The following is a 23,259-nucleotide window of genomic DNA, read 5'->3' as shown; positions in this document are numbered from 1 at the left end:
TTGAATCCATGCCCGCGAAGCGCAAGGATTCAATTTTCTGCTCGATCGGGAAATATCTCTTTGAATGACATACCAGAGATGGAATGGTCCTTGATACCGGTTTATATGTTTTCAATTGTTTCCAGTTTCATATTCCTTGCCTATCTTCACGAGCCTACAGTCATGTAGGCAGCCACTTACGCAGCACTTGAGTTACTGAAAGTTACCAATCAGTGACAACAGAGATTCTCGATGCCATGGCAACCTACATAGCCTTGAAAAAGCATCAAGCCACCCCTCTTCTTGATCAATATCAAGACAGTTTGAAGAAAGCTTGTAAAAAAACCCCGACAGCATTCGCTATCGGGGTTTTGAGACGGAAGTCGTTGAAACCGGCAATACCTCGACCTCAGAACTGCTCCCAATCCTGGTCATTGCTCAAAGCGGGCTGAGCCGTTTTGACCGGCGCAGGCACAGCCTTGCCCGGGCCTTGACCGGCTAACGCCGCAGCCCGCTGGCCAGCGCTCATGCCGGCCTTTGCAACCGGCTCGACCCGATTTTTCAGCGCTGCAGCGGCAAAGCTCTGTGCCTGATTCCCCAACTGAAAAATCGCCACCGAATCGACCAGCGCCTTGGCCTGGCGCTGCAAAGAATCGGCGGCCGCCGCGCTCTGCTCCACAAGGGCCGCATTCTGCTGCGTGGTCTGATCCATCTGGGTGACGGCTTCACCCACCTGGGCCACGCCCTGGCTCTGTTCGCGGCTGGCCGCGCTGATCTCGCCCATGATGTCGGTCACGCGGCCTATGGCCGTCACGATTTCAGCCATGGTGTCACCGGCCTTGTCCACCAGCTGCGAGCCTTGCTCCACGCGCTCCACGCTGGCATGGATGAGCTGCTTGATTTCCTTGGCCGCCTCGGCGCTGCGCTGGGCCAGCGTGCGCACCTCGCCCGCCACCACGGCAAAACCACGGCCTTGCTCGCCGGCACGCGCGGCTTCCACGGCCGCATTCAGGGCCAGGATATTGGTCTGGAAGGCAATCGAGTCGATGACGCCGATGATGTCGGCGATCTGGCGGCTGCTGTCGTTGATGCCCTTCATGGTGTCCACCACCTGGGCAACCACATCCCCGCCTCGACCCGCGACATCGGAGGCATTCTTTGCCATTTGATTGGCTGTCTGGGCGTTGTCGGCGTTCTGGCGCACGGTCGAGCCCAGTTGCTCCATGGAGGCCGCCGTTTCCTCCAGGGCGCTGACCTGGCTTTCGGTGCGCGCCGAAAGATCCGCATTGCCCTGAGCGATTTCGCTGGACGCGAGGGCCACGCCATGGGCATTGCCGCGCACATCCTGGACCACGGAGGACAGTTGCCGACGCATGTCTTCCAGCGCATTGAGCAGCAAGCCCATTTCATCGCGGCGCTGGTTCTTCACCACCATGCCCAGCCTGCCGGCAGCCACGGCCTGCGCCAGCTCAACTGCCGTGGCCACGGGAGCCGTGATGGCACGTGTCATCGCAATGCCGACCACGGCGGCAAACAGCACCACCAGCGCCAGCGTACCGAGCAGCCAGTAGCGGGCCAGCTCGAAACTGGACTTTTCGGCCTGCTGGGCCTGAGCCGCGTTCTCGAGCTGCAGCGTCATCAGCTTGCCCGTGCTTTCCGCCAGCTGGCTGAAGGCCTGTTCGGACAGCCCTGCAAAAAAAAGCCCCAGCTCGTCGGCCATACCTGCCTGGCTGTCCACGGTGTTGTAGTCGCCATCGCGTGCCCGCGCCAGCAACTGCTCGTGCAGCTTCAGGAAATTCGCCTTGTTGGCCTGATAGCCCTCGTAGGCCTCGCGCAGCGGCTGGCTGGCAATCAGCTCGTTGACCACTTTCTCCTGCTCGGCAATGGTTTTCAGGCGCTGCTGGATCTGCTGCTCGTAACCTTCGATCTCGACCAGGGTGCGTGCCGTGGCAATGCCTGCCTCGTGGCGGCGCAGCCGGTTGTACTCGGAGCGCATGGAGGCTGCGTTGTAAACGCTGGGCAGCGCCACTTCGGAAACCTCGCGGCCCGCTGCATGAATGCTGGACAGCTGCAGCCAGGCCACCAGACCGAGCAATGCAGACAACAACACCAGCGCCGTAAAGCTGATGCCCAACTTGGTCCCCACGCGCCAGTCCGAAATCTTCCAACTCATGCGCACCCCCTCGTATATATCGATACAGGCAATAAAAAACGCACCAAGCGATGTCCGCCGGGTGCGTTTCAAATTGTATAGATGCAGATAGCGAGGCTTCTCTGCAAGTAAAGGTTAGAGACCCTTTACTAGTTTGGATCAGCCCTTGTAGTTGGCGATACCGTCCACGATTTCCTTGTGTGCCGCGTCCACGCCCTTCCAGCCCAGAACCTTGACCCACTTGCCCTTTTCCAGATCCTTGTAGTGCTCGAAGAAGTGGGCAATCTGCTGCAGGGTCAGCTCATGGATGTCGCTGAGGTGGTTGATCTTGTCGTAGGAGGGCAGCAGCTTCTGTGTGGGAACGGCCAGAACCTTGCCGTCGACGCCGGACTCGTCTTCCATCTCCAGAATGCCGATGGCACGGCAGGGCACGACCACGCCGCTGGGCAGGGGGAAGGGAGTCATCACCAGCACGTCCACGGGGTCGCCGTCGCCAGACAGGGTCTGGGGCACATAGCCGTAGTTCACGGGGTAGTGCATGGCAGTGCCCAGGAAACGATCCACGAACAGGCAGCCGGATTCCTTGTCCACTTCGTACTTCACGGGAGCCGAGTTGGCCGAGATTTCGATGACGACGTTGAAGACTTCAGGCGTCTTGGAGCCGGGGGTCACATTGTTCAGAGACATGATGGTTGGGAGAAGTAATACAAAAAGCCCGCCAGAGCCAACAAAGCATCGGCACCTGAGGGTCAGCCCGCGATTTTAGGCGCATGACCCTAACGCTGGCATTACATGTTTGAAAGATGCGCGTGCAGTCGTGTATTCCCGCCGGGCAGCCTCACCCGTTGCAGCCATGAAGACCCACTCAAACCAATACCCATAAAGCGGTTTCAGCTCTCAGAACAAGAGCATTTCAGGCGCTCACCGTATGCCGGCGACGCACGGGACCGCTGCGCTGCTCCACCGCCGCCTGCACCTCCTTGCGCAGACCCAGAGCAAAACCCAGCTCGGCCGCCACAAACAGCGGACCTATCAGCAGACCCATCACATCGTCAAGAAAAGCGGGCTTGCGTCCTTCCCAGTAGTGACCGACGAACTGGATCACCCAGCCCAGCACAAACAGGCCCAGCCCCCAGGCCAGCCAGCTCCCCGTGGGCTGCACGGCGACAGGAGTCGCCAGCGCCAGCATGGCGGCCAGCAACACGCTCATGAACAGGCCGTAGCGCCCGTCGAGCCGCCAGTAATACACTGCTGCAGCAACCGCTGCCAGCAGGGCCAGCGAGATCGGCATGCCGCCAAGCGCTCCCCATTGCAGCCTGGCCAGCAGAATCACCACCGCCTGCATGATCATGGGCACACCGATGTAGTGCGTGACGATATTGCGCGGGTCGCGGTGGTAGTCGGCGTAGTTGGACAGTTGATCGATTAGGGTTTTCATCGCTGTATCTCCTGGTCGCTTGTCAGAGCATGGTGGCGCAGCATCAACCTTGCCGTCTGTCATGCCACCGACACAAGCGCTAAACCCCTCACCCAGGCCTGCACTGGCCTCAGTGCCCACTGCACGCAAGCGCGGCAGCTTCGAGCATGTCAACGCCAATGACCTCTGGGCCATCGTGCAGGCCGGCCGCTGGTTCCGCTCGCTGCCGCCGGAATTGACCGCCCAGATGCAGCAACTGGCCCAGCCAAGGCTGCTGGCCGCCGGCGAATGGCTGTTTCGCCGCGGCGATGCCCCCTGCGGCCTGTATGCGGTGGCCAGAGGCTCGCTCAGCATCTCCGGCACGGCAGCGCTTCAGGAAAACACCCGCACAGCCTTGCTGACCTTGATCGAGCCGCCGAGCTGGCTGGGTGAGATCGCCCTCTTCGATGGCGAGCCCCGCACCCACGACGCCTGCGCCAACACCGCCTGCGCCCTGCTGCATATCCCTATACCGCCGCTGCGCGAATGGCTGGATGCCAACCCGCATTGCTGGCGCCACATGGCCCTGCTGCTGACCCACAAGCTGCGTGCCAGCCTGATCGCGCTGGAGGAGCAGACCGTGCTGCCTGCACCGCAGCGCGTGATGTGCCGTCTGGTGCAAATGGCCATGGGCCACGAGCAGTGGGCCGACCGCATGCGCACTCACCGCGAGCTGGCCGTCTCCCAGGAGCAGATCGCACGCATGCTCGGCCTGTCACGCCAGACCACCAACCAGATCCTGCAGGAGTTGCAGCAGGCTGGCTGGCTGCAACTGCGGCGCGGCAAGCTGGAGGTTCTCGACCTGGCTGCACTCAAGGCCGCAGCACTCACCGGGCAAATCCCCACGAGCAGCTAGGCGCTGCCGGCCTGGCTCGGGGTCCCCCGTCCCGCCCCGCTGTCCGCTTGGTGCTGGACAAGCCTGCTATCTCTTTGATAATGAAATCGGGTCTGATGCACCAGACCCGGCTCAAGATCATCGCGGGCGACCCAGCCGAGTTCCGACATGCCGTCGTTGTCGCCCGCCATAACAACGGATACCCCATGCCCCTGTCTCCCAGTGCCAGCCGCAAGCCAGTCCCCATCAATATGCGCGACGTCAAATACCGGGGCTATGCCCGTGATGACGGCATGTGGGACGTGGAAGCCGAGCTGATCGACCAGAAAACCTATGACATCGAGCTTCATGGCCGCCGCAAAGTGCCAGCGGGCAAGCCGATTCACCATATGTGGATCCGCCTGACCATCGATGCCGACATGGTGGTCCACGGCATAGAGGCCGCCATGGACGACCACCCCCTGGGCCACTGCCCCCAGGCCACAAAGTCCATGCAGAAGATGGTGGGCTGCTGCATAGCCCGCGGCTGGCGCCGCGCCATTGCCGACAATCTGGGCGGGGTAGTGGGCTGCACGCATCTGCGCGAGCTGCTGTTCAATATGGCAACGCCCGCTTTTCACACCGTGCTCAACCAGTTCGGCCCCAATGGCTCGGGCCTGCCGCCACGCCATCTGGGTCAGTGCCTGGGCTGGGACTTCAACGGCCCCGGCGTGGCCGAGTTCTACCCCGAGTTCAAGGGCTGGAAGCCGCTCTCTCAGCAACCCGTGGAAACCACTACAAAAGACTGATCCACAATACCATCAAGCACCACCAGCTATCAATTTTGATAGCCCACAACAAGCCCGCAGCCGGCCCGGACTTCGCTCTTGCGGCACAATCGAGCCTATGGCAGAACGTGTGATCCCCTTGGTCGATGAGCGTGCGGCATCCCGCAGCGCAATCGTCCCCAGCCCCCTGCAGGCCCCTACCGGGCTGCTGCAGGATCAATGGGGACGGCCTTTGCGCGACCTGCGCATCAGCGTCACCGACCGCTGCAACTTCCGCTGCAACTACTGCATGCCCAAGGAAGTTTTTGACAAGAACTACCAATATCTGCCCCACAGCTCGCTGTTGAGCTTCGAGGAAATTACGCGCCTGGCCAGGCTTTTTGTCGCCCATGGCGTGCGCAAGCTGCGCCTGACCGGCGGCGAGCCACTGCTGCGCAAGAACATCGAAGCCCTGATTGCCCAGTTGGCCGAGCTGCGCACGCCCGACGGCCAGCCGCTGGACCTGACACTGACCACCAACGCCTCGCTGCTGGCGCGCAAGGCCCGCGCCCTGAAGGAAGCCGGCCTGAACCGCGTGACCGTCAGCCTCGACGGACTGGACGACGCCGTGTTCCGGCGCATGAACGATGTGGACTTTCCCGTGACCGATGTGCTGGCCGGTATCGAGGCTGCACAGACCGCAGGCCTGTCGCACATCAAGGTGAACATGGTGGTCAAGCGCGGCACCAATGACGACCAGATCCTGCCCATGGCCCGCTACTTCCGTGGCACGGGAATCACGCTGCGATTCATCGAATACATGGACGTGGGGGCCACCAACGGCTGGCGCATGGACGAGGTGCTGCCTTCGGACGAGGTCATAGCCCGTCTGCGCGCCGAGCTGCCGCTGATCCCGCTGGCACCCAGCGCCCCTGGCGAGACCGCCGTGCGCTGGGGCTATGCCGACGCCAGCGGCCGACATGATCCGCAGCTGGGCGAGGTGGGCGTCATCAGCAGTGTGACCCACGCTTTCTGCGGCGACTGCAACCGTGCACGCCTGTCCACCGAGGGCCAGCTCTATCTGTGCCTGTTCGCCAGCCAGGGTTGGGACTTGCGCAGCCTGCTGCGCACCGGTGCCAGCGATGCCGAGATTGCAGCCGCCATTGCCCCCATCTGGCAACAGCGCGACGATCGCTACTCGCAAATGCGCAGCGAAATGCCCCCCGATATGGCGCCAGTCCGGCAAGGTCGGCGCATCGAGATGAGCTATATCGGTGGCTGACTCACGCATCACCCCCGAGCAGATCACCGGTTGCGTGCTGGCCGGAGGACGCGGTGCGCGCATGGGCGGTGTTGACAAGGGCCTGCAGAGCTTTCAAGGCTTGCCACTGGCACTGCATGCATTGCAGCGCCTGGCTCCGCAGGTCGGCCCCTTGCTCATCAATGCCAATCGCAATACAGCAGCTTACGCCGAGCTGGGCCTGCCACTGGCTGCCGAGGTCTGCGCCGACAGCCTGCCCGACTACCCCGGCCCGTTGGCGGGCTTCATGGCCGGTCTCGCGCATTGCCGCACGCCATGGCTGCTGTGCGTGCCCTGCGATACGCCGCTGCTGCCCCTCGATCTGGCTGCGCGAATGCTGGCGTCGCGTGGCGATGCCGATATCGTCATCGCTCACGGCAGGGATACCGAGCATGCCCAGCCGGGACAGCCGCCGCAACTGCGCCCCCAGCCCGTGTTCTGCCTGTTGCGGGCCGGACTCGCCTGCAGCCTTGAGCGCTTCATCACCAGTGGTGGCCGCAAGATAGACGCCTGGACCAGCCAGCATCACAGCGCCCAGGCCGTATTTGACCGCCCCGGGGACGAACAGGCCTTCAGCAACGCCAACACGCTGGCCCAGTTGCTTGATCTGGAGCAAATCGCCCCCGAACGCCAATACTGAGTCACCGGCACCACCAGCCAAAAGCGTAAAGTGCCACGCAGCCCATGGCCGCATCCTGTCATGAGGTTTTCTATTTTTTTGCTGTTATGACTGCGACTTTTCAACCTGCCGCCTCCACCAGCGCCCAGACGCTGACCACTGACCAGGTACTGCAACAGCTGCAAGCCTTGCTGCAGCCGCTGGGTGCGGTCGCCGAGGTGGAAGCCGTCGCCCTGCCCGATGCCCTGGATCGTGTGCTGGTAGCCGATGTGATCTGCCCCGTCAACGTACCACCCCACGACAACAGTGCCATGGACGGCTATGCCTTTGCCGGCAGCGAACTGGAGCAGGCGCGGCCCGGCCAGCCGCTGATGCTGCGTGTGGTGGGGACGGCTCTGGCAGGAGGGCCTTGGCAAGGCCGGCTTGGCGCGGGCGAATGCGTGAAGATCATGACGGGTGCGGTCATGCCGGTGGGTGCGGATACCGTAGTCGCCCATGAGCAGGCCAGCTCTGGCGAGGAGTGCATTCAGTTTGACGGCAGTGCCCTGCGTGCAGGTGCCAATCGTCGCCTGCGCGGCGAAGACCTGGAGCAAGGCTCTGTGGCACTGCAGGCAGGCCAGCGCCTCACACCAGCCGCCCTGGGTCTGCTGGCCAGTCTGGGACTGGGCCAGGTCAGCGTGCGACGCCGCCTCAGCGTGGCTTACTTCTCCACCGGTGACGAGCTGCTGAGCCCAGGCGCCGAGCCGCGCGAGGGAGCCATCTACGACAGCAACCGCTTCAGCCTGCAGGCGCTGCTGCGCCGTCTGGGAGCCCATGTGCTGGACCTGGGAGCAGTGCCCGATGAATCGGCCGCACTGGAAGAGCGCCTGCGCGAAGCAGCCACCCTGGCCGATGTGGTGCTGACCAGTGGCGGCATCAGCGCCGGTGAGGCCGATCACACCCGTGCGATGCTGCAGCGCCTGGGCACTGTGCAGTTCTGGCGGGTGGCCATGCGTCCCGGTCGGCCGCTGGCGGTGGGCCTGCTCGCTCCCGCCGGTGGAATCTCATTGACCAGATCAACAGGCATCCCGATCAAGACAAGCGCAAACCGCTCCCAAGATCTGAGCAATCCACCGCCCACTCAGCGCCCGGCGGTGCTGCTGGGACTGCCCGGCAACCCGGTGGCCGCCATGGTGAGCTTTCTGATGTTTGTGCGTCCGGCCCTGGCCATGCTGGCAGGCGAACGCAGCACCCCCGTGCCATTGCTGCAGGCGATCAGCAGCGAGCGCCTGCGCAAACGCCCGGGCCGCACCGAATATCTGCGCGGCGTGCTCGAACTCAATGAGAAGGGCCAGGCCGCCGTGCGCACCACGGGACCGCAAGGCTCGGGCGTGCTCAGCTCCATGGTCGCCGCCGACTGCATCATCGTGCTGAACGATGCGCGCGGCGACGTCCTGCCCGGAGAATCCGTCAACGTCCTGCTGCTGCAGGGGCTGATCTGAAAACGGGCTTTCTGCCTGGTCTTCGACCCTCGATCCATTCTGGGAAATATTGCATGCCATACCAAGCCACCCACTGGGCCACAGAACCCACAAGGCAGGCCATCGATGCGCTCAAGGGCGCGAATTTGCTGGAATTCGGCACCCCCTGGTGCGGCCACTGCCAGCGCGCCCAGCCGCTGTTGCAGGCTGCGCTGGCTACCCAGCCAGAAGTAGCGCACATCAAGGTGGAAGACGGTCCCGGCCGGCCGCTGGGCCGCAGCTATCGCGTCAAGCTCTGGCCCACGCTGATTTTTCTGCGTGACGGCAAGGAAGTGGCGCGCATCGTGCGCCCCGAATCCGAGCAACAGATCCAAGAAGCGCTGGCACAAATCACGAACTGAGCCAGCGCATCTGCCCCGGCTCCTGGCTCAGCCCTTCTTGAGTGCCAGCTCCACACCCTTGTTGGCCAGCGCATCGGCGCGCTCATTGCCAGGGTCTCCGGCATGGCCCTTGACCCAGCGCCAGTCGATGCGGTGGCCGCTGCCCTGCACCAGCGCGTCCAGCTGCTTCCAGAGTTCGACATTCTTGACGGGTTCCTTGGAAGCGGTAACCCAGCCCTTGGCCTTCCAACCCTGTATCCACTCGGTAATGCCTTTGCGCACGTACTGGCTGTCCAGATACAACACCACATCGCAGGGACGCTTGAGCGCGGACAGCGCCTCGATCACGGCCTTGAGTTCCATGCGGTTATTGGTGGTTCCCAGTTCACCACCGAAGAGTTCTTTCTGCGCCGATCCGGCCTGCAGCAATGCGCCCCAGCCGCCAGGGCCGGGATTGCCCTTGCAGGCACCATCGGTATAGATCACAACTTGATTCAATTTTCTTCCTTGTTACGCCAGGACATGTCCGGCGGCTGCCTCTGGGTCACGGGCGCCTTCATGCCGGCCGGCACGCTGCTCTTGCGCCAGCTCGGGCTCATCAGCCGCATGCCCTGCACACGCTTGACGGCCACCACGCAATAGACGCCTCCCATCACCGGCCAGCAGCGGTGGCCCAGGCCTTCCATGAACTGCCAGCGGCTCAGCCACTTTTCACTTTGAGTGGCAGGACGATAACAGCCAAATTGCACTGCTTCGATCTCGAAGCTCAGCAATCGCAGCCAATCGCGCAAACGCCAGTAGCCCACACCCAGGCTCAGGTCCGGCAAATAGCCCGCACTGCGCTCCACCCGGCGCTGCAAGCCCAGCAGGCTCGAGGGGTTCAGCCCGCTGATCACCAGTCTGCCTTCCGGCACCAGCACACGCGCAGCCTCGCGCAGCGCGGCATGCGGATCGTTGCAAGCCTCCAGCGTATGCGGCATCAGCAGCAGGTCGAGGCTGGCCTCGGCAAAAGGCAGGGCTTCCGGGGCGGTTCTGAGCGCCGGCATCAGCGGAGCAAAATTCTGTGCTTCATCAGCGGGCGGCAGCGGCGGCGACACTGCGGTCGCCTTCGCTTGCGCTACAGTGCCTGCTTTTGCATCCGGAACGGGATCGAGGCCCTCCAGCGCCAGCCAGCGATGAGGCATGCGATTGCCGCGCAGGCCTTGCAGCTGCGGCAAGCCCAGCTGCAAGGCGTGGTAGCCAAAGATATCGGCCACCGCCTCGTCAAAGCGCTGCTGCTCCCATTCCAGGAGATAGTGCCCGAGGGCTGAATCCGTCCAGTGATGCATCTCTATAATTTTGCAGCTCATGAACCTGTTGCCCATTCCCGCTTTTTCCGACAACTACATCTGGATGCTCCACGATGCAGAACATGCCGTGGTCGTCGATCCAGGTCAGGCCGAGCCTGTGCTGGCCACCTTGGCACAGCGAGGTCTGAAACTGCAGGGCATTTTAGTCACCCACCATCATGCCGACCATGTGGGCGGCGTGGACGCCATTCGCGCGGCCACGGGTGCTGCGGTCTGGGGCCCCGCCTACGAGACCCTGCCCGAGCCCGTGACGCGCGTGCGGGGGGGCGACCACGTGGAGCTGCTGGGCGGCCCCTGGCAGGTCATCGATGTGCCGGGGCATACCAGCGGCCATATCGCCTTCTTCAGCACCCTGGCACAAGACCAGCCCCTGCTGTTCTGCGGCGACACGCTGTTCTCGGGCGGCTGCGGTCGCCTTTTCGAAGGCACGGCAGCGCAGATGCAGGCTTCGCTGGACGCACTGGCCGCCCTGCCCGGCAACACGCTGGTGTGCTGCGCACATGAGTACACAATTTCCAACCTGCGATTTGCGCAGGCCGTGGAACCAAACAACCCGGAACTGGCTCAGTATCTGGAATATTGCCAGCAACTGCGCAAGAACGGGCAGCCCACGCTGCCCTCCACATTGCAGACCGAGCTGGCCGTCAACCCGTTCATGCGAAGCCGCGCTGCCGATGTGATCGCAGCCGCCATGCACCATGATCCTCAAACCAGGCCCGAGGAGCCCGCCAGCGTGCTGGCCACCCTGCGCCAATGGAAAAACGTTTTCTGATGAAGCTGCTATCCACCCTGCTGCTGACAAGCGCACTGATATTGACCGGCTGCGCAACCACCAGCAGCGTCGACCCCATGTATCCTAATGGCCCGCTCAAACCCCTGGGCCAGGGCAAAGTCGGCAGCTCCGAAGTCGCTGAGCTTGAAGCCACGGGCGATCTCTGGGTTCGCATCCGCAAGGGCTTTGCCATGCCCAATCTTGAGCAGGACCTGGTCCAGAACCAAGAACAGTGGTATGCCACGCGCCCCGACTACATCCAGCGCATGACGGAGCGATCGAGCAAATACCTGTTCCACATCGTCGAGGAACTGGAGCGCCGCAACATGCCGACAGAGCTGGCGCTGTTGCCCTTCATCGAGAGCGCCTTCAACCCTCAGGCCGTCTCCAGCGCCAAGGCGGCCGGCATGTGGCAGTTCATGCCGGCCACGGGCACCTATTTCGACCTCAAGCAGAATGTCTTCCGCGATGATCGCCGCGACGTGCTGGCCTCGACCCGCGCCGCGCTTGACTATCTGCAAAAGCTCTACAACATGTTCGGCGACTGGCATCTGGCCCTGGCCGCCTATAACTGGGGAGAAGGCAGCGTGGGCCGCGCCATCAAGCGCAACGAAAAGCTGGGCCAGCCCGCCGGCTACCTCGACCTGCAGATGCCGGCCGAAACCCGCAACTACGTGCCCAAGCTGCAAGCCGTCAAGAACATCGTGGCCGAACCCGAGAAGTTCAACACCGAGCTTCCCATCATCGAGAACCACCCCTATTTCCAGGCCGTGGATCTCCCGCACGACATTGACGTTGAGCTGGTGGCCAAGCTGGCCGATGTGAGCGTCAAGGACTTCAAGGCGCTCAACCCCAGCTTTCACAAACCGGTGATCTTTGCACGCGCCACACCACAGGTGCTGCTGCCCTGGGACAACGCCAAGGTTTTCCGCCGCAATCTGCAGGCCTATAGCGAAGGCCAGTTTGCCAGCTGGACGGTATGGACCGTGCCCACCACCATCACCGTGGCCGAAGCCGCCCAGCGTGCAGGCCTGGGCGAAGCCGACCTGCGCGCCATCAACAACATCCCGCCGCGCATGCTGATCAAGGCCGGATCGGCTCTGATGGTGCCGCGCGATGCCAATGTCAAGACCGATGTGCCCGGCCATGTGGCCGACAACGGCCAGATCTCCTTCGCCCCCGAAATCGTGACCGTGCGCACCACGGTCAAGGCGCGCAAGCGCGATACCCTGGTCAGCGTGGCCAGCCGCTATGGCATCAGCGTCTCCAACCTCGCGGACTGGAACGACCTCAAGTCCACGGCATCCTTGCGCCCCGGCCAGTCGCTGATTGCCTACCTGCCCAGCCGCGCAGCCCGCAGCGCACGTGCCGAAGCCAACGACAGCCCACGCGAGTCAGCCCGCAACACCCGTGGTGGCAGCAAGGTGGCAGCCTCCAGCAAGAACGCCAGAACCAGCAGCGCGCCCGCTCCCCGTGGCGGCAAGAGCGAACCCAAGGCACGTGGCGGCACACCAGCCAAGAAGCGCAAATAAGCTTCGCCGCCCGCCAAAAAGCCCGCTGTTCGTAAAAACCGGCGGGCTTTTTTTATCTCTGCTCATTCAAAGAAATCAATAGCAGCACACGCCTGATATAAAAGCGCTGGCAGCCAATTCAAGCGATATTTTCAGCGCCTGTCCACCAGCGCATGGGCAATCGTGCCGAGATCCACATATTCAAGTTCGCTGCCTATCGGCACGCCACGCGCCAGCCGCGTGACCAGAATGCCACGCGACTTGAGCGCCTCGCTGACAGCATGGGCCGTGGCCTCGCCCTCTGCCGTGAAGCTGGTGGCCAGAATCACCTCCTGCACCACGCCATCACAGGCACGCTCCAGCAACTGCTTCATGCCGATTTCCTTGGGGCCCACCCCGTCGAGCGGGGACAGCCGCCCCATCAGCACATAGTAATAGCCCTGATAGGCCCCCGTGCGCTCCATCGCAGCCAGATCGGCCGGAGCCTCGACCACGCACAGCCGAGCCCCGTCTCGCCCGGCGTCATCACAGATGCTGCAGATGGCGCCTTCGGTAAACGTATGGCAGCGCTCGCAGTGATGAACAGAGTTCACCGCCGAGTCCAGCGCCCGCGCCAGCTGCAGCGCACCAGCCTGATCACGCTGCAGCAAATGAAACGCCATACGCTGCGCCGACTTGATGCCCACACCCGGCAGTCGGCGCAAGGCCTCGATCAAGGTGTCCAGAGATTGCACATCAGACACAGGCTTGTCCTTTCAGTCACCAGAAAAAAGGCGACCCGGAGATCGCCTGATATTTGAATGCAGGATTTCGCACACTGCACTCAACGCTGGCATGCCCCAAGCCAGAGGCAGCAAGCAAGCGCCGCCGCGCAGCGAGGCTGCCGTCCCCCTCAGGGGGAAGCGGCTTCGCCGCACAGGGGGAGCCGTTTAAAACGGGAACTTCATCCCGCCGGGCAGGCCGGGCATACCGGCAGTGATCTTGCCCATCTTCTCGTTGGAGGTCTCTTCGGCCTTGCGCACAGCCGCGTTGAAGGCAGCAGCCACCAGGTCTTCCAGCATGTCCTTGTCTTCGGCCAGCAGACTGGGGTCGATGGTGATGCGCTTGACGTCATGCTTGCAGGTCATCACGACCTTGACCAGACCGGCACCGGATTCGCCTTCGACTTCGATATTGCCCAGCTCTTCCTGAGCCTTCTTCAGGTTGTCCTGCATGGCCTGAGCTTGCTTCATCAAACCGGCGAGTTGTCCTTTGTTGAACATGAGAATTCCTTCTTTTGTTGAAACGCCTTATTCAGGCTGAATAGATATGGGCTTGATGCTACCGGGCACGATTTTCGCGCCAAAGTCTCGCATCAAGGTTTGCACCTGCAGATTGCTTTTGACAATGTCCTCGGCCAGCAACTGGCTGGCTTTTCTTTCCAGGGCCAGTCGGCGGGCGGGACTATCCGTCACCGGCCCCTGCTCAACCTGCAATTGTCGCGCATGACCGGCCGCTTCCAGCGCAGCACGCAGACGATCACGTGTGCCAGCCTGATTGAGCGAGTTGGACTCCACGCGCAGCCGCCACAGATCGCCGTCGCGGCCCAGAAGTTGAGACTGCAGCGCCAGCTGCCGCGCCACGGCCACCACGGCTTCGCTCTGCAGCAACTGCTGCACCACGCCAAACCACAGATCGCCCTCGGGGGTACGTTCCACAGGGGCTGCATCCTGGGCCGTGCTGACATAGCCGCCGTTTGCGCTCTGGGCCGCCGGCTCGTCAGACTCCATGGGCGGCATGGCATGCGGGGGCTGTCCGATATCCAGGTCGGCATCATCGCCCCAGCGCCCATCGTCAGACCAGCCCTCATCGGGCATGCCTGCCCAGGCCGCCTCGCTGGCATCCTGCTCTTCGGGAGCATCAGCCATATCGCTGCCCTCTGCACTCTCGGAGGCATCGTCGACAGGCCTCTGGTCTGCCTCGGCGACGGCCTCCTGACCCTCAGCAGGCAGGTTCTGCCGAACCGCAGCAGGCTCAGGCGTCACTGCAGGAGCAGGCAAGCGGGTCGACTCCGGCACTGCCTGCATCACCGGCCTTGCGACGGAATACTCTGCTGAATCCGAGCGATCGGCAACAACTTGAATATGTTCTGGCTCGGCCATGCCGGCCACTGACGCAGGCTCCTGCACCGGTGCGGACTCCAGTGCGGATTCCACCACCGGCTGCACGGACTGAACCTTGGCCGGTGGCGCCTCCATCGCCGCTGGCGTTGAAGCCGGAGACTGCTGAATCGGATCCGGAGCCTGGACAACAGGCCGGCTAGGCCTCAGCGCCGGAGTTTTTTTTTCAGCCATGCCGGCTTCGGCGTTTTCCGGCTTGAAGGCCAGCAGCCGCAGCAGTGCCATGGTCAGCGCAGCGTACTCATCCGGGGCCAGCCCCAGTTCGGCACGGCCGTGCAGGCAGATGCTGTAGAGCAGTTGGGTCTCGTCGCGCGGCATCAGACTGGCCAGTCGGTCTACTTCGGCAGCCTCCGGGTCGCTGGCATCCAGCGGCATATCGGGTACGGCCTGCAACACGGCCATGCGCTGCAGCACGGCGCACATTTCTTCCAGAGTCGATGCAGCAGACAGACCGTTGTGGCGCAGCTCTTCGGAGACTTCAACCACCATACGCCCGTGACCCTGCGCCAAGGCATCGATCAGGCGAAAGACATGGCTGCGATCCACGCTGCCCAGCATCTGGCGCACCGTCGTCTCCTGCAACTGCCCGCTGCCAAAGGCAATCGCCTGGTCGGTCAGGCTCAGCGCATCGCGCATGGAGCCACGCGCAGCACGCGACAGCAATCGCAGCGCCTGAGGCTCTGCCGGCACGCTTTCCTTGTCCAGCACATGGGTCAGGTGCTCCAGAACTGTCTCGGGCGCCATCGGACGCAGATTGAACTGCAGGCAGCGCGAGAGCACAGTGACCGGCACTTTCTGCGGATCGGTTGTGGCCAGCACGAACTTCAGATACTCCGGAGGCTCTTCCAGCGTCTTGAGCATGGCGTTGAACGCGGTGTTTGTCAGCATGTGCACCTCGTCGATCATGAAGACCTTGAAGCGCCCCTGCACCGGCTTGTACACCGCCTGCTCCAGCAGGCTCTGCACCTCATCCACACCCCGGTTGGACGCAGCGTCCAGCTCGGTGTAGTCGGGGAAACGCCCGCTATCGATTTCAGTGCATGCTGCACAAACCCCGCAAGGGGTTGCGGTGATTCCACCGTTACCGTCCAGGCCCTGGCAATTCAGAGACTTGGCCAGAATGCGCGACACCGTGGTCTTGCCCACGCCACGTGTGCCCGTGAACAGATAGGCATGGTGCAGGCGCTGCTGGGTCAACGCATTGGTCAGAGCCTGAACCACGTGCTCCTGCCCCACCATTTCGGTGAAGGTACGAGGCCGGTATTTGCGAGCAAGCACTAAATAAGACATAGCCTCTGATTCTACGGGGCCGGGACATGCCAACAAGCCTGCTCCTGGAATCTCATTTCACAGCTCGCGGGGCTGTGTCGGTTTTGCATCTATAATCGAGTGTGACGGGCCTCCTCGCATGGGGAAGCAGCCAACCGGGTCAGGTGGGGAACCAAGCAGCCCTAACTGTGGATACAGTGCCGAGATCAGGCTCGTCACCTTTCGATGGAAACCTCTTTACAGACAAGAGGCTGTCTTCCGAGAAAGGCAATTCCTCACATGAACAACAAATGCTGCAGTGCTTCTCCCTGGAAAAGTACAGGAAAAGTGTTTCGTGCTGACGTCATGTCCTGGATCTCAAATCCACCTCGGAGGCGATGCCGCCCCGATCAGAGCCGAATCTGAACCCTTCATTGCATCAGGATCTCCCGCAGGCCATTGGCAGACAAGAGCGGCAACCAAGAGGCCAAGAGATCAGATGCAAAAAAGGCCGCAGTCGCGGCCTTTTTGTCTCTACCGGATTGAAATGGCGCCGCACAGTGACGCCATGAAAATTCAAACCGGAACGCCCACCAGATCATGCCCCTGCGTGCCCACGATGCGCACGCTGATCAGCTCGCCCACCTTGTAGGTCTTGCTGGCCTTCTCGGGCGGCTGGATGTGAACCACACCGTCGATCTCGGGAGCATCGGCATAGGTCCGGCCCATACCGCCCTTTTTGCCCAGGCTGACAGCCTTGTCCACCAACACCTTCATGACCTGGCCTACGCGGCGCTGCAGACGTTTGGTGGAGACCTCCTCGGCCACCTCCATGAAGCGCGCACGACGTGCTTCGCGTACTTCTTCAGGCAGCATGCCTGGCAGTTCGTTGGCTGTGGCGCCTTCGACGGGGCTGTAGGCAAAGCAGCCGGCACGGTCGATCTCGGCTTCGCGAATGAAGTCCAGCAGATGCTCGAACTCCTCCTCGGTCTCGCCGGGGAAGCCGGCAATGAAGGTGGAACGAATCACCAACTCGGGGCAGATCTTGCGCCACTCGCGGATACGGTCCAGGTTCTTTTCGCCCGATGCGGGTCGCTTCATACGCTTGAGCACATCGGGGTGGCTGTGCTGCAAGGGCACATCCAGGTAAGGCAGGATCTTGCCCTCGGCCATCAAGGGCAGGACCGCATCCACGGTGGGATAGGGGTAGACATAGTGCAGACGCACCCAGGCACCGTGCTGCTGCGCCAGCTTGCCCAGCTCGTCGGCCAGTTCCAGCATGCGGGTCTTGACGGGCTTGCCGTCCCAGAAACCGGTGCGGTACTTCACATCCACACCATAGGCCGAGGTATCCTGGCTGATCACCAACAGCTCTTTCACGCCCCCTTCGAACAGCGCCTTGGCCTCCTTGAGCACATCGCCGATCGGACGCGAAACCAGATCGCCACGCATGCTGGGAATGATGCAAAAGGTGCAGCGATGGTTGCAGCCCTCGGAAATCTTCAGATAGGCATAGTGCTTGGGCGTGAGCTTGATGCCAGCATCGCCAAAGCTGCCAGGCACCAGGTCCACGAACGGGTCATGCGGCTTGGGCAGGTGGGTGTGCACCGCATCCATCACTTCCTGCGTCGCATGGGGTCCCGTGACTGCCAGCACACTGGGGTGCACTTCGGCCACCATGGTGGAGCCGCCCTCTTTGCCTGCCTTGGCACCCAGGCAACCGGTCACGATCACCTTGCCGTTGGCTGCCAGAGCTTCGCCAATGGTGTCCAGGCTTTCCTTGACGGCATCGTCAATGAAGCCGCAGGTGTTGACGATGACCAAATCCGCGCCTTCAAAGGTCTTGGAAGTCTGGTAACCCTCGGCGCTGAGCTGCGTGAGAATCAGCTCGCTATCAGTCAAGGCCTTGGGGCAGCCCAGCGAAACAAAGCCCACTTTGGGGATTGCGGTTTGCGTGGGGCTAACGGAGTCGATTGATTTCATTTGATTTTTCCAGCAGCGCAGCGTCTACGCGCCAAGCAGAAATTTTATTTCAACGGCCAAATCAGCAGACTCGACTCTGTTGTTCGAGTCAGCCACACGCACGATGAAAAACTGGTAAACGAAAAAGGCGCTACCGCTTCTATAGCTGTAGCGCCTGTATTCTGGCTGGTTCCACGAGATTCAAGCTCGCGACCAACGGATTAAAAGCACGCGTCATCAACAAGCATTGACACGGCCCAAAACAGGTTAATCGACTGATTTTACCAGCTGCGCACCCAGGCTGCTCGCGCCCTCCAGGCCTTCCCAGGGCTAAGGTATGCGATGGAAGCTTGAAACCACCCTGCCCTGCCTAGCAAGAGGCATCCAATAGTCGCCCTCAATGCTTGTTGGAGCGAGCCCAGTCAATATGAGCAGATAAAGGAGCGGCAGCAAGGCATTGCTCACTAGAGAAAAGCCGTTAGCAGAGGATTTCCGACATGCACTGGACAAGCCAACAACCCTGACGATTGTCGAGTGCCAGGGCCACGCCGAAATTTGCTGCAATCGCGCCATGGGATTGCCGTAAATTCGCACGATGGCTCCTGACAAGGCCTATGGCCGTGAACCCCTTGTCACGACCACTCGAAATTCATGGGTCAACAACTCCCTCAACACATTCAAACGACTCCAAGCATTCATGCACCCTGAGCCAACAGCACTTTCAGCAAGAAAGATACATACTGCCAAGCGCACGGGAGTCACCTATGCGTATCGGTGAACTCGCCGCACTCACAGGCTGCACGCCCAAAGCGCTACGCCTGTATGAGGCGCACGGCTTGCTCGGCACCGTGGCACGCCGGGGCAGCTACCGCCACTACGACCTGGAAGATGTGCAGCGCGTGCAGTGGATCCGCCAGGCGCTGTCTCTGGGTTTTCGCCTGGCTGCGCTACAGCCGCTACGCAGCATCGACACTCCCTCCGGCGCTGCCGCCGTCCAGACCCTGCTCCAGACCCGGCGACGCGCCATTGCCGACGAACTGGCGCGGCTGCAAGCTGCCGACATCGCCCTGGCAGCATTGTCCATGGAGCTGAGCACATGCGACGGTGCAAAGACATGCCGTTCACCAGAGCCACTCTCCATTTGACGTTGTAGGGCTTGACTCTGCCCCCAAGGACAAGGTGATGCTGGCTGCTTACGAACTCAGCCCGCCTCTATCACCATGTCCCGTCGCATCCTCATCATCCTCGGCCAGCCCTCCACCAACAGTCTATGTGCCGCCTTGGCGAGCACCTATGCCGATGCCGCGCGCCATGCTGGAGCCGAGGTCCGACTGTTGGAGCTGGGTGAAATGCAATTCGACCCCATCCTGCGCCACGGATACGAGCATAGCCAGCCGCTGGAGGCCGACCTGCAAGGCGCTCAGCTCGACATTACCTGGGCGCAACACCTGGTGTGGGTCTATCCGATATGGTGGGGCGGGCTACCGGCGCTGCTCAAGGGCTTTCTCGATCGCATCTTCCTGCCTGGTTTCGCCTTCAAATACCGAGCCAACTCTGCATTGTGGGACCGCCTGCTGGCCGGCCGCACTGCTGAACTGCTTGTGACGATGGATTCCCCTCCTTGGTACTACCGCTGGGTACAGCGCCAACCAGGTCATCGGCAAATGAAGCAGAGCATCCTGGAATTCAGCGGGATCCGGCCCGTGCATGTGCACAGTTTCGGCCCTGTGGTCAAATCCAGTGCTGCCAAGCGCGCCGTCTGGATGGAGCGCGTGCACACGCTGGGCACTCGTGCAGGCTTACGCTGACAGCGTCCTTCCTTATCCTTCATCCACCGCTCTTTGCTGCGACAGCAGGGGTCGGCAAGCCACCCCACTTTCGTTCCGTGAAGCCCCACGCGACCCAGGAATACGGCCACAGACTGCTGCAGGGCGGATGCATCGACCGGTTGAATCGCCGCCCACTGCAGTCATTCATTGAAGCTAAAAACCTGCCACCCTCCAAAAAACACTCGTCGCAGTTTTCACAAACTGCGCCGCAGCCGCTTCCCACTGGCCACGAATGCTGACTTTGCCACGCCAGTGGTGTTGCAAAACAGCGTCTGTTTCAAGCGGTGCCACCACATCCAGCACCACTCTGTAGACCGGACGCTCCGGGTATAGGGTGCCTTGCATGCTTCGGACCTGAATCATGCCCCCAGCTGCCGCAGACAGCGCAGCCTCCGAGAGGGTACGACTCGCATCCTGATCAACGCTGCGCACCGTCAAATCCAGTACCGGCCCCACACCCGCGTCAGCGATAAAAATTGCGCTGTCGCCGATGCTGATGCGTTGAATATCTTCTTCCTGCACATAGGCAAGAACCTCCAGCCGATCGCCGCCCACGACTCTACCCAGCAATTCATTCCGGGCCAGCCAGTCTCCCGGTCGAAGATCCGGATCCACGTCGCGCAGAACTCCAGTGCCCGAGGCATTCAGACGGTAGCGACTGGCTTCGGTTTCCACCGCCTGCTGTTGGATGGCCGCCTGCAGCTGACGCTCTTGCAGAACCTGCCAGTCCCTGCGCAGCTCAGAGTCGAAACCTGCTGCCGCTATTTGCTGCGAATACTGGGCCCTCTGCGCATCGTTTTGAGCCTGAGCGGCCTTGAGAGCCGGGGAGTCCAGCATAAAGACAGGGGCATCAACCTTGACCATGCGTGCGTCGCCAAACATTTGCTGCTGCAGCTGCGATGCATCAAGCGCATGCAAAGGCCAGATTTCGCTGGATTGCAACATACCCTCGGTGCGGATTGGGGCAGGCAGAGGCAGCCAGCAAAGTGCAATAAGTGCAAAGGCTCCAATGGCACTCCAACGTGCTCTTCGACTACGGACGATCTGAGGCCAGCGCAAATGCCATGCAGCAATCTCGGAGCAGAGGGGCTTGGCAATGAACCACACAATCTCCACAAGAAACAGCAAGATGCCCAGCGCCTTGATGAAGAAGTGATAGACCAAGGCGGCAATACTTAAACGGGCAAGAACTGCAAGGGCAATCACTGAAATCAGGTATTTTTTCTGCCAGAAGCACCATGCAGCCGCACTCATTTTTTGCCCCAATTGGTGCATTGAGTCCTTGGTGGTGACTGGTCAAGCGAGTCGGTTGTGGTGCAGTGTGTAGCTGCCTGAGGCTGCTTCCAGCAGGAGACTGCAAGACGCGCCATCGAGTTCTCTCGGAACCGTTGGCGCAAAGCTTGCTATTGGAGATTTCAGCCCTGAGCTGTGAATTTCAGATCAACACCGTTCGCAAGCGCGCTTGCCAGGCATTCCGAGGCATTGGAAGACGCACAACAACGCCCACCAGGCACATCAAACTGCTCCAGCAAAGCCAGGCAGTTCAATCGCGGCAGCGACATCGTCAAGCTTGAGGGATCTGGACGCCCAATGGAAATCGACCGCAACATCATGGGCGTGACGATTGCAATCGATGGTGTGGAAATGCCTCATGAGGGGTCCTGAAAACCCCGGTAGTCAATCCTGATCGCTTCCTTGCCTCAGGTCGTCCGCGACCGACGCGACAAAGCTGACGCAGAGCGTCAACACCATGAGCGCAAAACTGACAAGCAGCCACTTCATAGCGTCCTCGTGCAATTGATATTTGCAAACAGTATGCTCGCATTGATTGACAGCACTACATAGATGTTTACGCTAGGACCAAGCACAAACCAATCACCCGTCACCCGAGGCTCCATATGGGCTCAGGCCCTTTGCAAAGCAGTCACAAGAAGCGCCAAGGCCTGCTCGATGCAGGCGAACGAAGCGAGCCAAGCCACCCGTCTGCTGGACGAGATCGGTTGCCAGGCACTCAAACGATGCGACCGCCTATGTAGCGACACCTGCCGACTAGTGAAGCGAGAACACCGCCGCGGCATCAATCTCAAGCGGCCTGGAAAGCAAATACCCTTGGGCGCAATCCACTCCAAGCCTTTTCAGCATATCCAGCTCTTCCGCCCGTTCAACGCCCTCTGCAATCACCAGGCTTCCTATTTCGTGCGCGAAGCTGATGAGGCCTCTGGCCAGTGCACGCCGTTTCTCATCTGTATCGATAGAGTGAGTAAGACTCATATCCAGCTTGATGATCTCGGGCTCGAGATTGAGAATATGCCGCATGCTGGAATAGCCTGCACCAGCATCGTCAACCGCCAGTTTCGCGCCCCGGCGACGGTAAGGCTCCAGCCCAATGGCAAGAGCCTTGTAATCCTTGACCGCAGCATGTTCTGTAATCTCCAGGACCAGACGTGAGAGATCATCAATGCCATCAAGTAGTTGATGGAATTTGCTGCTGAGCAGCAATTGTGGCGAGCAGTTGACACTTACGCTGCTGTTGGCGGGCAGCCGCTCCAGCGCTGGCAGCACCTTGGAAACAGCGCACAACTCCAGGTCGATGCCCAAACCGGCCTTGTCTGCCACATCGAACCAATAATCCGGAGCATGCCTGGGTTCGACATCAAAACGCGAAAGGCTTTCAAAGCCGCAGATGGCCTTGTCACGCAAACTGCAGATCGGCTGGAAAACCATCCTCGGATCACCGTGCGCCAACGCGGATCGGACTTCACCGACCAACCGTGCCTTGACCTGCTCCTCGGCAGCCTGCTCTTCGATACGGTCTGCCAGGATCTCTGCAAATGCGCGCAGCAATTGCATGTCGCGCTCCCCTAGCGTTGGATTCGGGAGGTAGCTGAAGCAGCAAAGCGTCCCATACACATGCCCATCCGTGAGACGGACGGGAACACTCAAATGGGACCCAATTGGAATGGCATGTGTTGCAGAAATGTGCTGAGCAACCGGCACACGACTTGTGTCCGGAATGCATTCGGGCAGCTCGCCATGAACAACCTTCAGGCAGTATCCCTCCTGCATGGGAATGCTCTGGCCTTGATAGAGCGGCCCGCCCGAAACACTGTCCAAATGCTTGAGCACCCGTTCGGCCGCACCGAAGTGTGAGACAAAGGCGATATCCATTCCCAGATGCTTGCGAACCGCACGCAGTATGCGATCCACTCCTTCTGCGCACACACCTGATCTCATCAAATGATTGAGATGGCGATTCCCGTCAACCTCCAGATCGTTCATCTGCATGCCCCCTCTTACATACAGTCGACTCACACGGCTTTTGTCAATATTTAATCTGGAAAAGCATGCAATGTGAAGCGATGATCATCGATATCCAACAAGTGTCTCCGCATCGGCCGTGGCGAAAATGTCAATCGATCCACCAGTTTCGCCATCCACCTGGATTCCAGCTGCTGCTCCAGGAATGTTTCCGCGGGGAGTTTTTCTGTATGACGGCTTCGTG

22 protein-coding genes and 1 other RNA gene are annotated in these 23,259 nt (G+C 61.2%); 12 read left to right on the top strand and 11 right to left on the bottom strand.

Annotated features, from left to right (window positions below):
* Nucleotides 1-388: 388 nt before the first annotated feature.
* The 3 genes from JAO85_RS00285 to JAO85_RS00275 form a co-directional block, all read right to left on the bottom strand.
* The gene (locus tag JAO85_RS00285; RefSeq protein WP_202787208.1) at nucleotides 389-2,152 is read right to left on the bottom strand and encodes a methyl-accepting chemotaxis protein; all 1,764 of its coding nucleotides are present in this window, start codon (nucleotides 2,150-2,152) and stop codon (nucleotides 389-391) included.
* Nucleotides 2,153-2,290: 138 nt separating this feature from the next.
* Entirely contained in the window at nucleotides 2,291-2,818 is a 528-nt protein-coding gene (gene ppa, locus JAO85_RS00280) for an inorganic diphosphatase (RefSeq protein WP_003056663.1), read from the bottom strand.
* Nucleotides 2,819-3,044: 226 nt separating this feature from the next.
* Nucleotides 3,045-3,569: a DUF962 domain-containing protein gene (locus JAO85_RS00275; protein WP_039048411.1), complete on the bottom strand. Its 525-nt coding sequence runs from the start codon at nucleotides 3,567-3,569 to the stop codon at nucleotides 3,045-3,047.
* A 61-nt stretch (nucleotides 3,570-3,630) separates the two neighbouring features.
* Between JAO85_RS00275 and JAO85_RS00270 the strand changes: the two genes are divergently transcribed.
* From JAO85_RS00270 to JAO85_RS00245, 6 genes are all read left to right on the top strand, one after another.
* A complete protein-coding gene (locus JAO85_RS00270) occupies nucleotides 3,631-4,443 on the top strand; it encodes a Crp/Fnr family transcriptional regulator (protein ID WP_052263664.1) in 813 nt (270 codons plus the stop codon).
* Between the two features lie 185 nt (nucleotides 4,444-4,628).
* A complete protein-coding gene (locus JAO85_RS00265) occupies nucleotides 4,629-5,210 on the top strand; it encodes a DUF2889 domain-containing protein (RefSeq protein WP_187427527.1) in 582 nt (193 codons plus the stop codon).
* Nucleotides 5,211-5,307: 97 nt separating this feature from the next.
* A complete protein-coding gene (gene moaA / locus JAO85_RS00260; RefSeq protein WP_039048409.1) occupies nucleotides 5,308-6,450 on the top strand; it encodes a GTP 3',8-cyclase MoaA in 1,143 nt (380 codons plus the stop codon).
* A complete protein-coding gene (mobA, locus tag JAO85_RS00255) occupies nucleotides 6,443-7,108 on the top strand; it encodes a molybdenum cofactor guanylyltransferase MobA (protein WP_039048408.1) in 666 nt (221 codons plus the stop codon). Before moaA ends, mobA begins: the two co-directional genes overlap by 8 nt.
* 86 nt (nucleotides 7,109-7,194) lie before the next feature.
* Entirely contained in the window at nucleotides 7,195-8,568 is a 1,374-nt protein-coding gene (locus JAO85_RS00250) for a molybdopterin-binding protein (protein WP_202787207.1), read from the top strand.
* Between the two features lie 53 nt (nucleotides 8,569-8,621).
* Entirely contained in the window at nucleotides 8,622-8,948 is a 327-nt protein-coding gene (locus tag JAO85_RS00245; protein ID WP_039048406.1) for a thioredoxin family protein, read from the top strand.
* Nucleotides 8,949-8,975: 27 nt separating this feature from the next.
* Here JAO85_RS00245 and rnhA read toward each other — a convergent pair whose 3' ends face one another.
* On the bottom strand, nucleotides 8,976-9,425 hold the full coding sequence (gene rnhA, locus JAO85_RS00240) for a ribonuclease HI (protein WP_003066200.1): 450 nt from the start codon (nucleotides 9,423-9,425) through the stop codon (nucleotides 8,976-8,978).
* Nucleotides 9,422-10,255, bottom strand: coding sequence for a class I SAM-dependent methyltransferase (locus JAO85_RS00235; RefSeq protein ID WP_012837791.1), 834 nt, complete (start codon nucleotides 10,253-10,255; stop codon nucleotides 9,422-9,424). The genes rnhA and JAO85_RS00235 overlap by 4 nt, the downstream gene beginning before the upstream one ends.
* A 19-nt stretch (nucleotides 10,256-10,274) precedes the next feature.
* Here JAO85_RS00235 and gloB point away from each other — a divergent pair, with 19 nt between their 5' ends.
* Together gloB and JAO85_RS00225 are read left to right on the top strand one after the other, a co-directional pair.
* On the top strand, nucleotides 10,275-11,048 hold the full coding sequence (gloB, locus tag JAO85_RS00230; RefSeq protein ID WP_039048405.1) for a hydroxyacylglutathione hydrolase: 774 nt from the start codon (nucleotides 10,275-10,277) through the stop codon (nucleotides 11,046-11,048).
* Nucleotides 11,048-12,580, top strand: coding sequence for a transglycosylase SLT domain-containing protein (locus tag JAO85_RS00225; protein WP_054073927.1), 1,533 nt, complete (start codon nucleotides 11,048-11,050; stop codon nucleotides 12,578-12,580). Before gloB ends, JAO85_RS00225 begins: the two co-directional genes overlap by 1 nt.
* A 131-nt stretch (nucleotides 12,581-12,711) precedes the next feature.
* Here JAO85_RS00225 and recR read toward each other — a convergent pair whose 3' ends face one another.
* From recR to dnaX, 3 genes are all read right to left on the bottom strand, one after another.
* Nucleotides 12,712-13,302: a recombination mediator RecR gene (recR, locus tag JAO85_RS00220; RefSeq protein ID WP_012837788.1), complete on the bottom strand. Its 591-nt coding sequence runs from the start codon at nucleotides 13,300-13,302 to the stop codon at nucleotides 12,712-12,714.
* A 186-nt stretch (nucleotides 13,303-13,488) separates the two neighbouring features.
* Complete coding sequence (locus JAO85_RS00215; RefSeq protein ID WP_003066189.1) at nucleotides 13,489-13,821, bottom strand: YbaB/EbfC family nucleoid-associated protein; 333 nt, start codon at nucleotides 13,819-13,821, stop codon at nucleotides 13,489-13,491.
* Nucleotides 13,822-13,848: 27 nt separating this feature from the next.
* Nucleotides 13,849-16,008, bottom strand: coding sequence for a DNA polymerase III subunit gamma/tau (gene dnaX, locus JAO85_RS00210; protein WP_202787206.1), 2,160 nt, complete (start codon nucleotides 16,006-16,008; stop codon nucleotides 13,849-13,851).
* A 103-nt stretch (nucleotides 16,009-16,111) separates the two neighbouring features.
* Between dnaX and ffs the strand changes: the two genes are divergently transcribed.
* Nucleotides 16,112-16,207, top strand: an RNA gene (gene ffs / locus JAO85_RS00205) — signal recognition particle sRNA small type.
* 335 nt (nucleotides 16,208-16,542) lie between these two features.
* Here the strand turns inward: ffs and rimO are convergent.
* On the bottom strand, nucleotides 16,543-17,949 hold the full coding sequence (rimO, locus tag JAO85_RS00200) for a 30S ribosomal protein S12 methylthiotransferase RimO (protein ID WP_003066187.1): 1,407 nt from the start codon (nucleotides 17,947-17,949) through the stop codon (nucleotides 16,543-16,545).
* 743 nt (nucleotides 17,950-18,692) lie between these two features.
* Here rimO and JAO85_RS00195 point away from each other — a divergent pair.
* Both JAO85_RS00195 and JAO85_RS00190 read left to right on the top strand, forming a co-directional pair.
* Nucleotides 18,693-19,073 carry a MerR family transcriptional regulator gene (locus JAO85_RS00195; RefSeq protein ID WP_039048403.1) on the top strand — a complete coding sequence of 127 codons (381 nt, stop codon included), beginning with the start codon at nucleotides 18,693-18,695 and terminating at the stop codon, nucleotides 19,071-19,073.
* Between the two features lie 75 nt (nucleotides 19,074-19,148).
* Complete coding sequence (locus JAO85_RS00190) at nucleotides 19,149-19,736, top strand: NAD(P)H-dependent oxidoreductase (protein WP_039048402.1); 588 nt, start codon at nucleotides 19,149-19,151, stop codon at nucleotides 19,734-19,736.
* 174 nt (nucleotides 19,737-19,910) lie between these two features.
* On the opposite strand, the gene JAO85_RS00185 is transcribed toward JAO85_RS00190, so the two are convergent.
* Nucleotides 19,911-21,011 carry an HlyD family efflux transporter periplasmic adaptor subunit gene (locus JAO85_RS00185; protein ID WP_237734643.1) on the bottom strand — a complete coding sequence of 367 codons (1,101 nt, stop codon included), beginning with the start codon at nucleotides 21,009-21,011 and terminating at the stop codon, nucleotides 19,911-19,913.
* Between the two features lie 228 nt (nucleotides 21,012-21,239).
* Here JAO85_RS00185 and JAO85_RS00180 point away from each other — a divergent pair, with 228 nt between their 5' ends.
* A complete protein-coding gene (locus tag JAO85_RS00180) occupies nucleotides 21,240-21,422 on the top strand; it encodes a hypothetical protein (RefSeq protein ID WP_202787205.1) in 183 nt (60 codons plus the stop codon).
* 384 nt (nucleotides 21,423-21,806) lie between these two features.
* Here JAO85_RS00180 and JAO85_RS00175 read toward each other — a convergent pair whose 3' ends face one another.
* Nucleotides 21,807-23,042, bottom strand: a complete 1,236-nt coding sequence (locus JAO85_RS00175) for an EAL domain-containing protein (protein WP_202787204.1) — start codon at nucleotides 23,040-23,042, stop codon at nucleotides 21,807-21,809.
* Between the last annotated feature and the right edge of the window lie 217 nt (nucleotides 23,043-23,259).

Origin of the sequence: Comamonas sp. NyZ500 (genome assembly GCF_016772095.1) — a bacterium.
In the GTDB taxonomy this organism is placed as follows: Bacteria; Pseudomonadota; Gammaproteobacteria; order Burkholderiales; family Burkholderiaceae_C; genus Comamonas; species Comamonas thiooxydans.
This window is presented reverse-complemented; position numbering and strand designations above follow the sequence as displayed.

Bases quoted from the DNA above. Each gene is read 5' to 3' on its own strand.
- JAO85_RS00250 (WP_202787207.1), top strand. From the start codon at position 7,195: ATGACTGCGACTTTTCAACCTGCCGCCTCCACCAGCGCCCAGACGCTG.
- JAO85_RS00275 (WP_039048411.1), bottom strand. From the start codon at position 3,569: ATGAAAACCCTAATCGATCAACTGTCCAACTACGCCGACTACCACCGC.
- JAO85_RS00190 (WP_039048402.1), top strand. From the start codon at position 19,149: ATGTCCCGTCGCATCCTCATCATCCTCGGCCAGCCCTCCACCAACAGT.
- JAO85_RS00235 (WP_012837791.1), bottom strand. From the start codon at position 10,255: ATGCATCACTGGACGGATTCAGCCCTCGGGCACTATCTCCTGGAATGG.
- JAO85_RS00215 (WP_003066189.1), bottom strand. From the start codon at position 13,821: ATGTTCAACAAAGGACAACTCGCCGGTTTGATGAAGCAAGCTCAGGCC.
- JAO85_RS00245 (WP_039048406.1), top strand. From the start codon at position 8,622: ATGCCATACCAAGCCACCCACTGGGCCACAGAACCCACAAGGCAGGCC.
- JAO85_RS00265 (WP_187427527.1), top strand. From the start codon at position 4,629: ATGCCCCTGTCTCCCAGTGCCAGCCGCAAGCCAGTCCCCATCAATATG.
- JAO85_RS00285 (WP_202787208.1), bottom strand. From the start codon at position 2,152: ATGAGTTGGAAGATTTCGGACTGGCGCGTGGGGACCAAGTTGGGCATC.
- JAO85_RS00270 (WP_052263664.1), top strand. From the start codon at position 3,631: ATGCCACCGACACAAGCGCTAAACCCCTCACCCAGGCCTGCACTGGCC.
- dnaX (WP_202787206.1), bottom strand. From the start codon at position 16,008: ATGTCTTATTTAGTGCTTGCTCGCAAATACCGGCCTCGTACCTTCACC.
- JAO85_RS00185 (WP_237734643.1), bottom strand. From the start codon at position 21,011: ATGAGTGCGGCTGCATGGTGCTTCTGGCAGAAAAAATACCTGATTTCA.
- moaA (WP_039048409.1), top strand. From the start codon at position 5,308: ATGGCAGAACGTGTGATCCCCTTGGTCGATGAGCGTGCGGCATCCCGC.
- ppa (WP_003056663.1), bottom strand. From the start codon at position 2,818: ATGTCTCTGAACAATGTGACCCCCGGCTCCAAGACGCCTGAAGTCTTC.
- JAO85_RS00195 (WP_039048403.1), top strand. From the start codon at position 18,693: ATGCGTATCGGTGAACTCGCCGCACTCACAGGCTGCACGCCCAAAGCG.
- JAO85_RS00225 (WP_054073927.1), top strand. From the start codon at position 11,048: ATGAAGCTGCTATCCACCCTGCTGCTGACAAGCGCACTGATATTGACC.
- gloB (WP_039048405.1), top strand. From the start codon at position 10,275: ATGAACCTGTTGCCCATTCCCGCTTTTTCCGACAACTACATCTGGATG.
- rimO (WP_003066187.1), bottom strand. From the start codon at position 17,949: ATGAAATCAATCGACTCCGTTAGCCCCACGCAAACCGCAATCCCCAAA.
- JAO85_RS00175 (WP_202787204.1), bottom strand. From the start codon at position 23,042: ATGCAGATGAACGATCTGGAGGTTGACGGGAATCGCCATCTCAATCAT.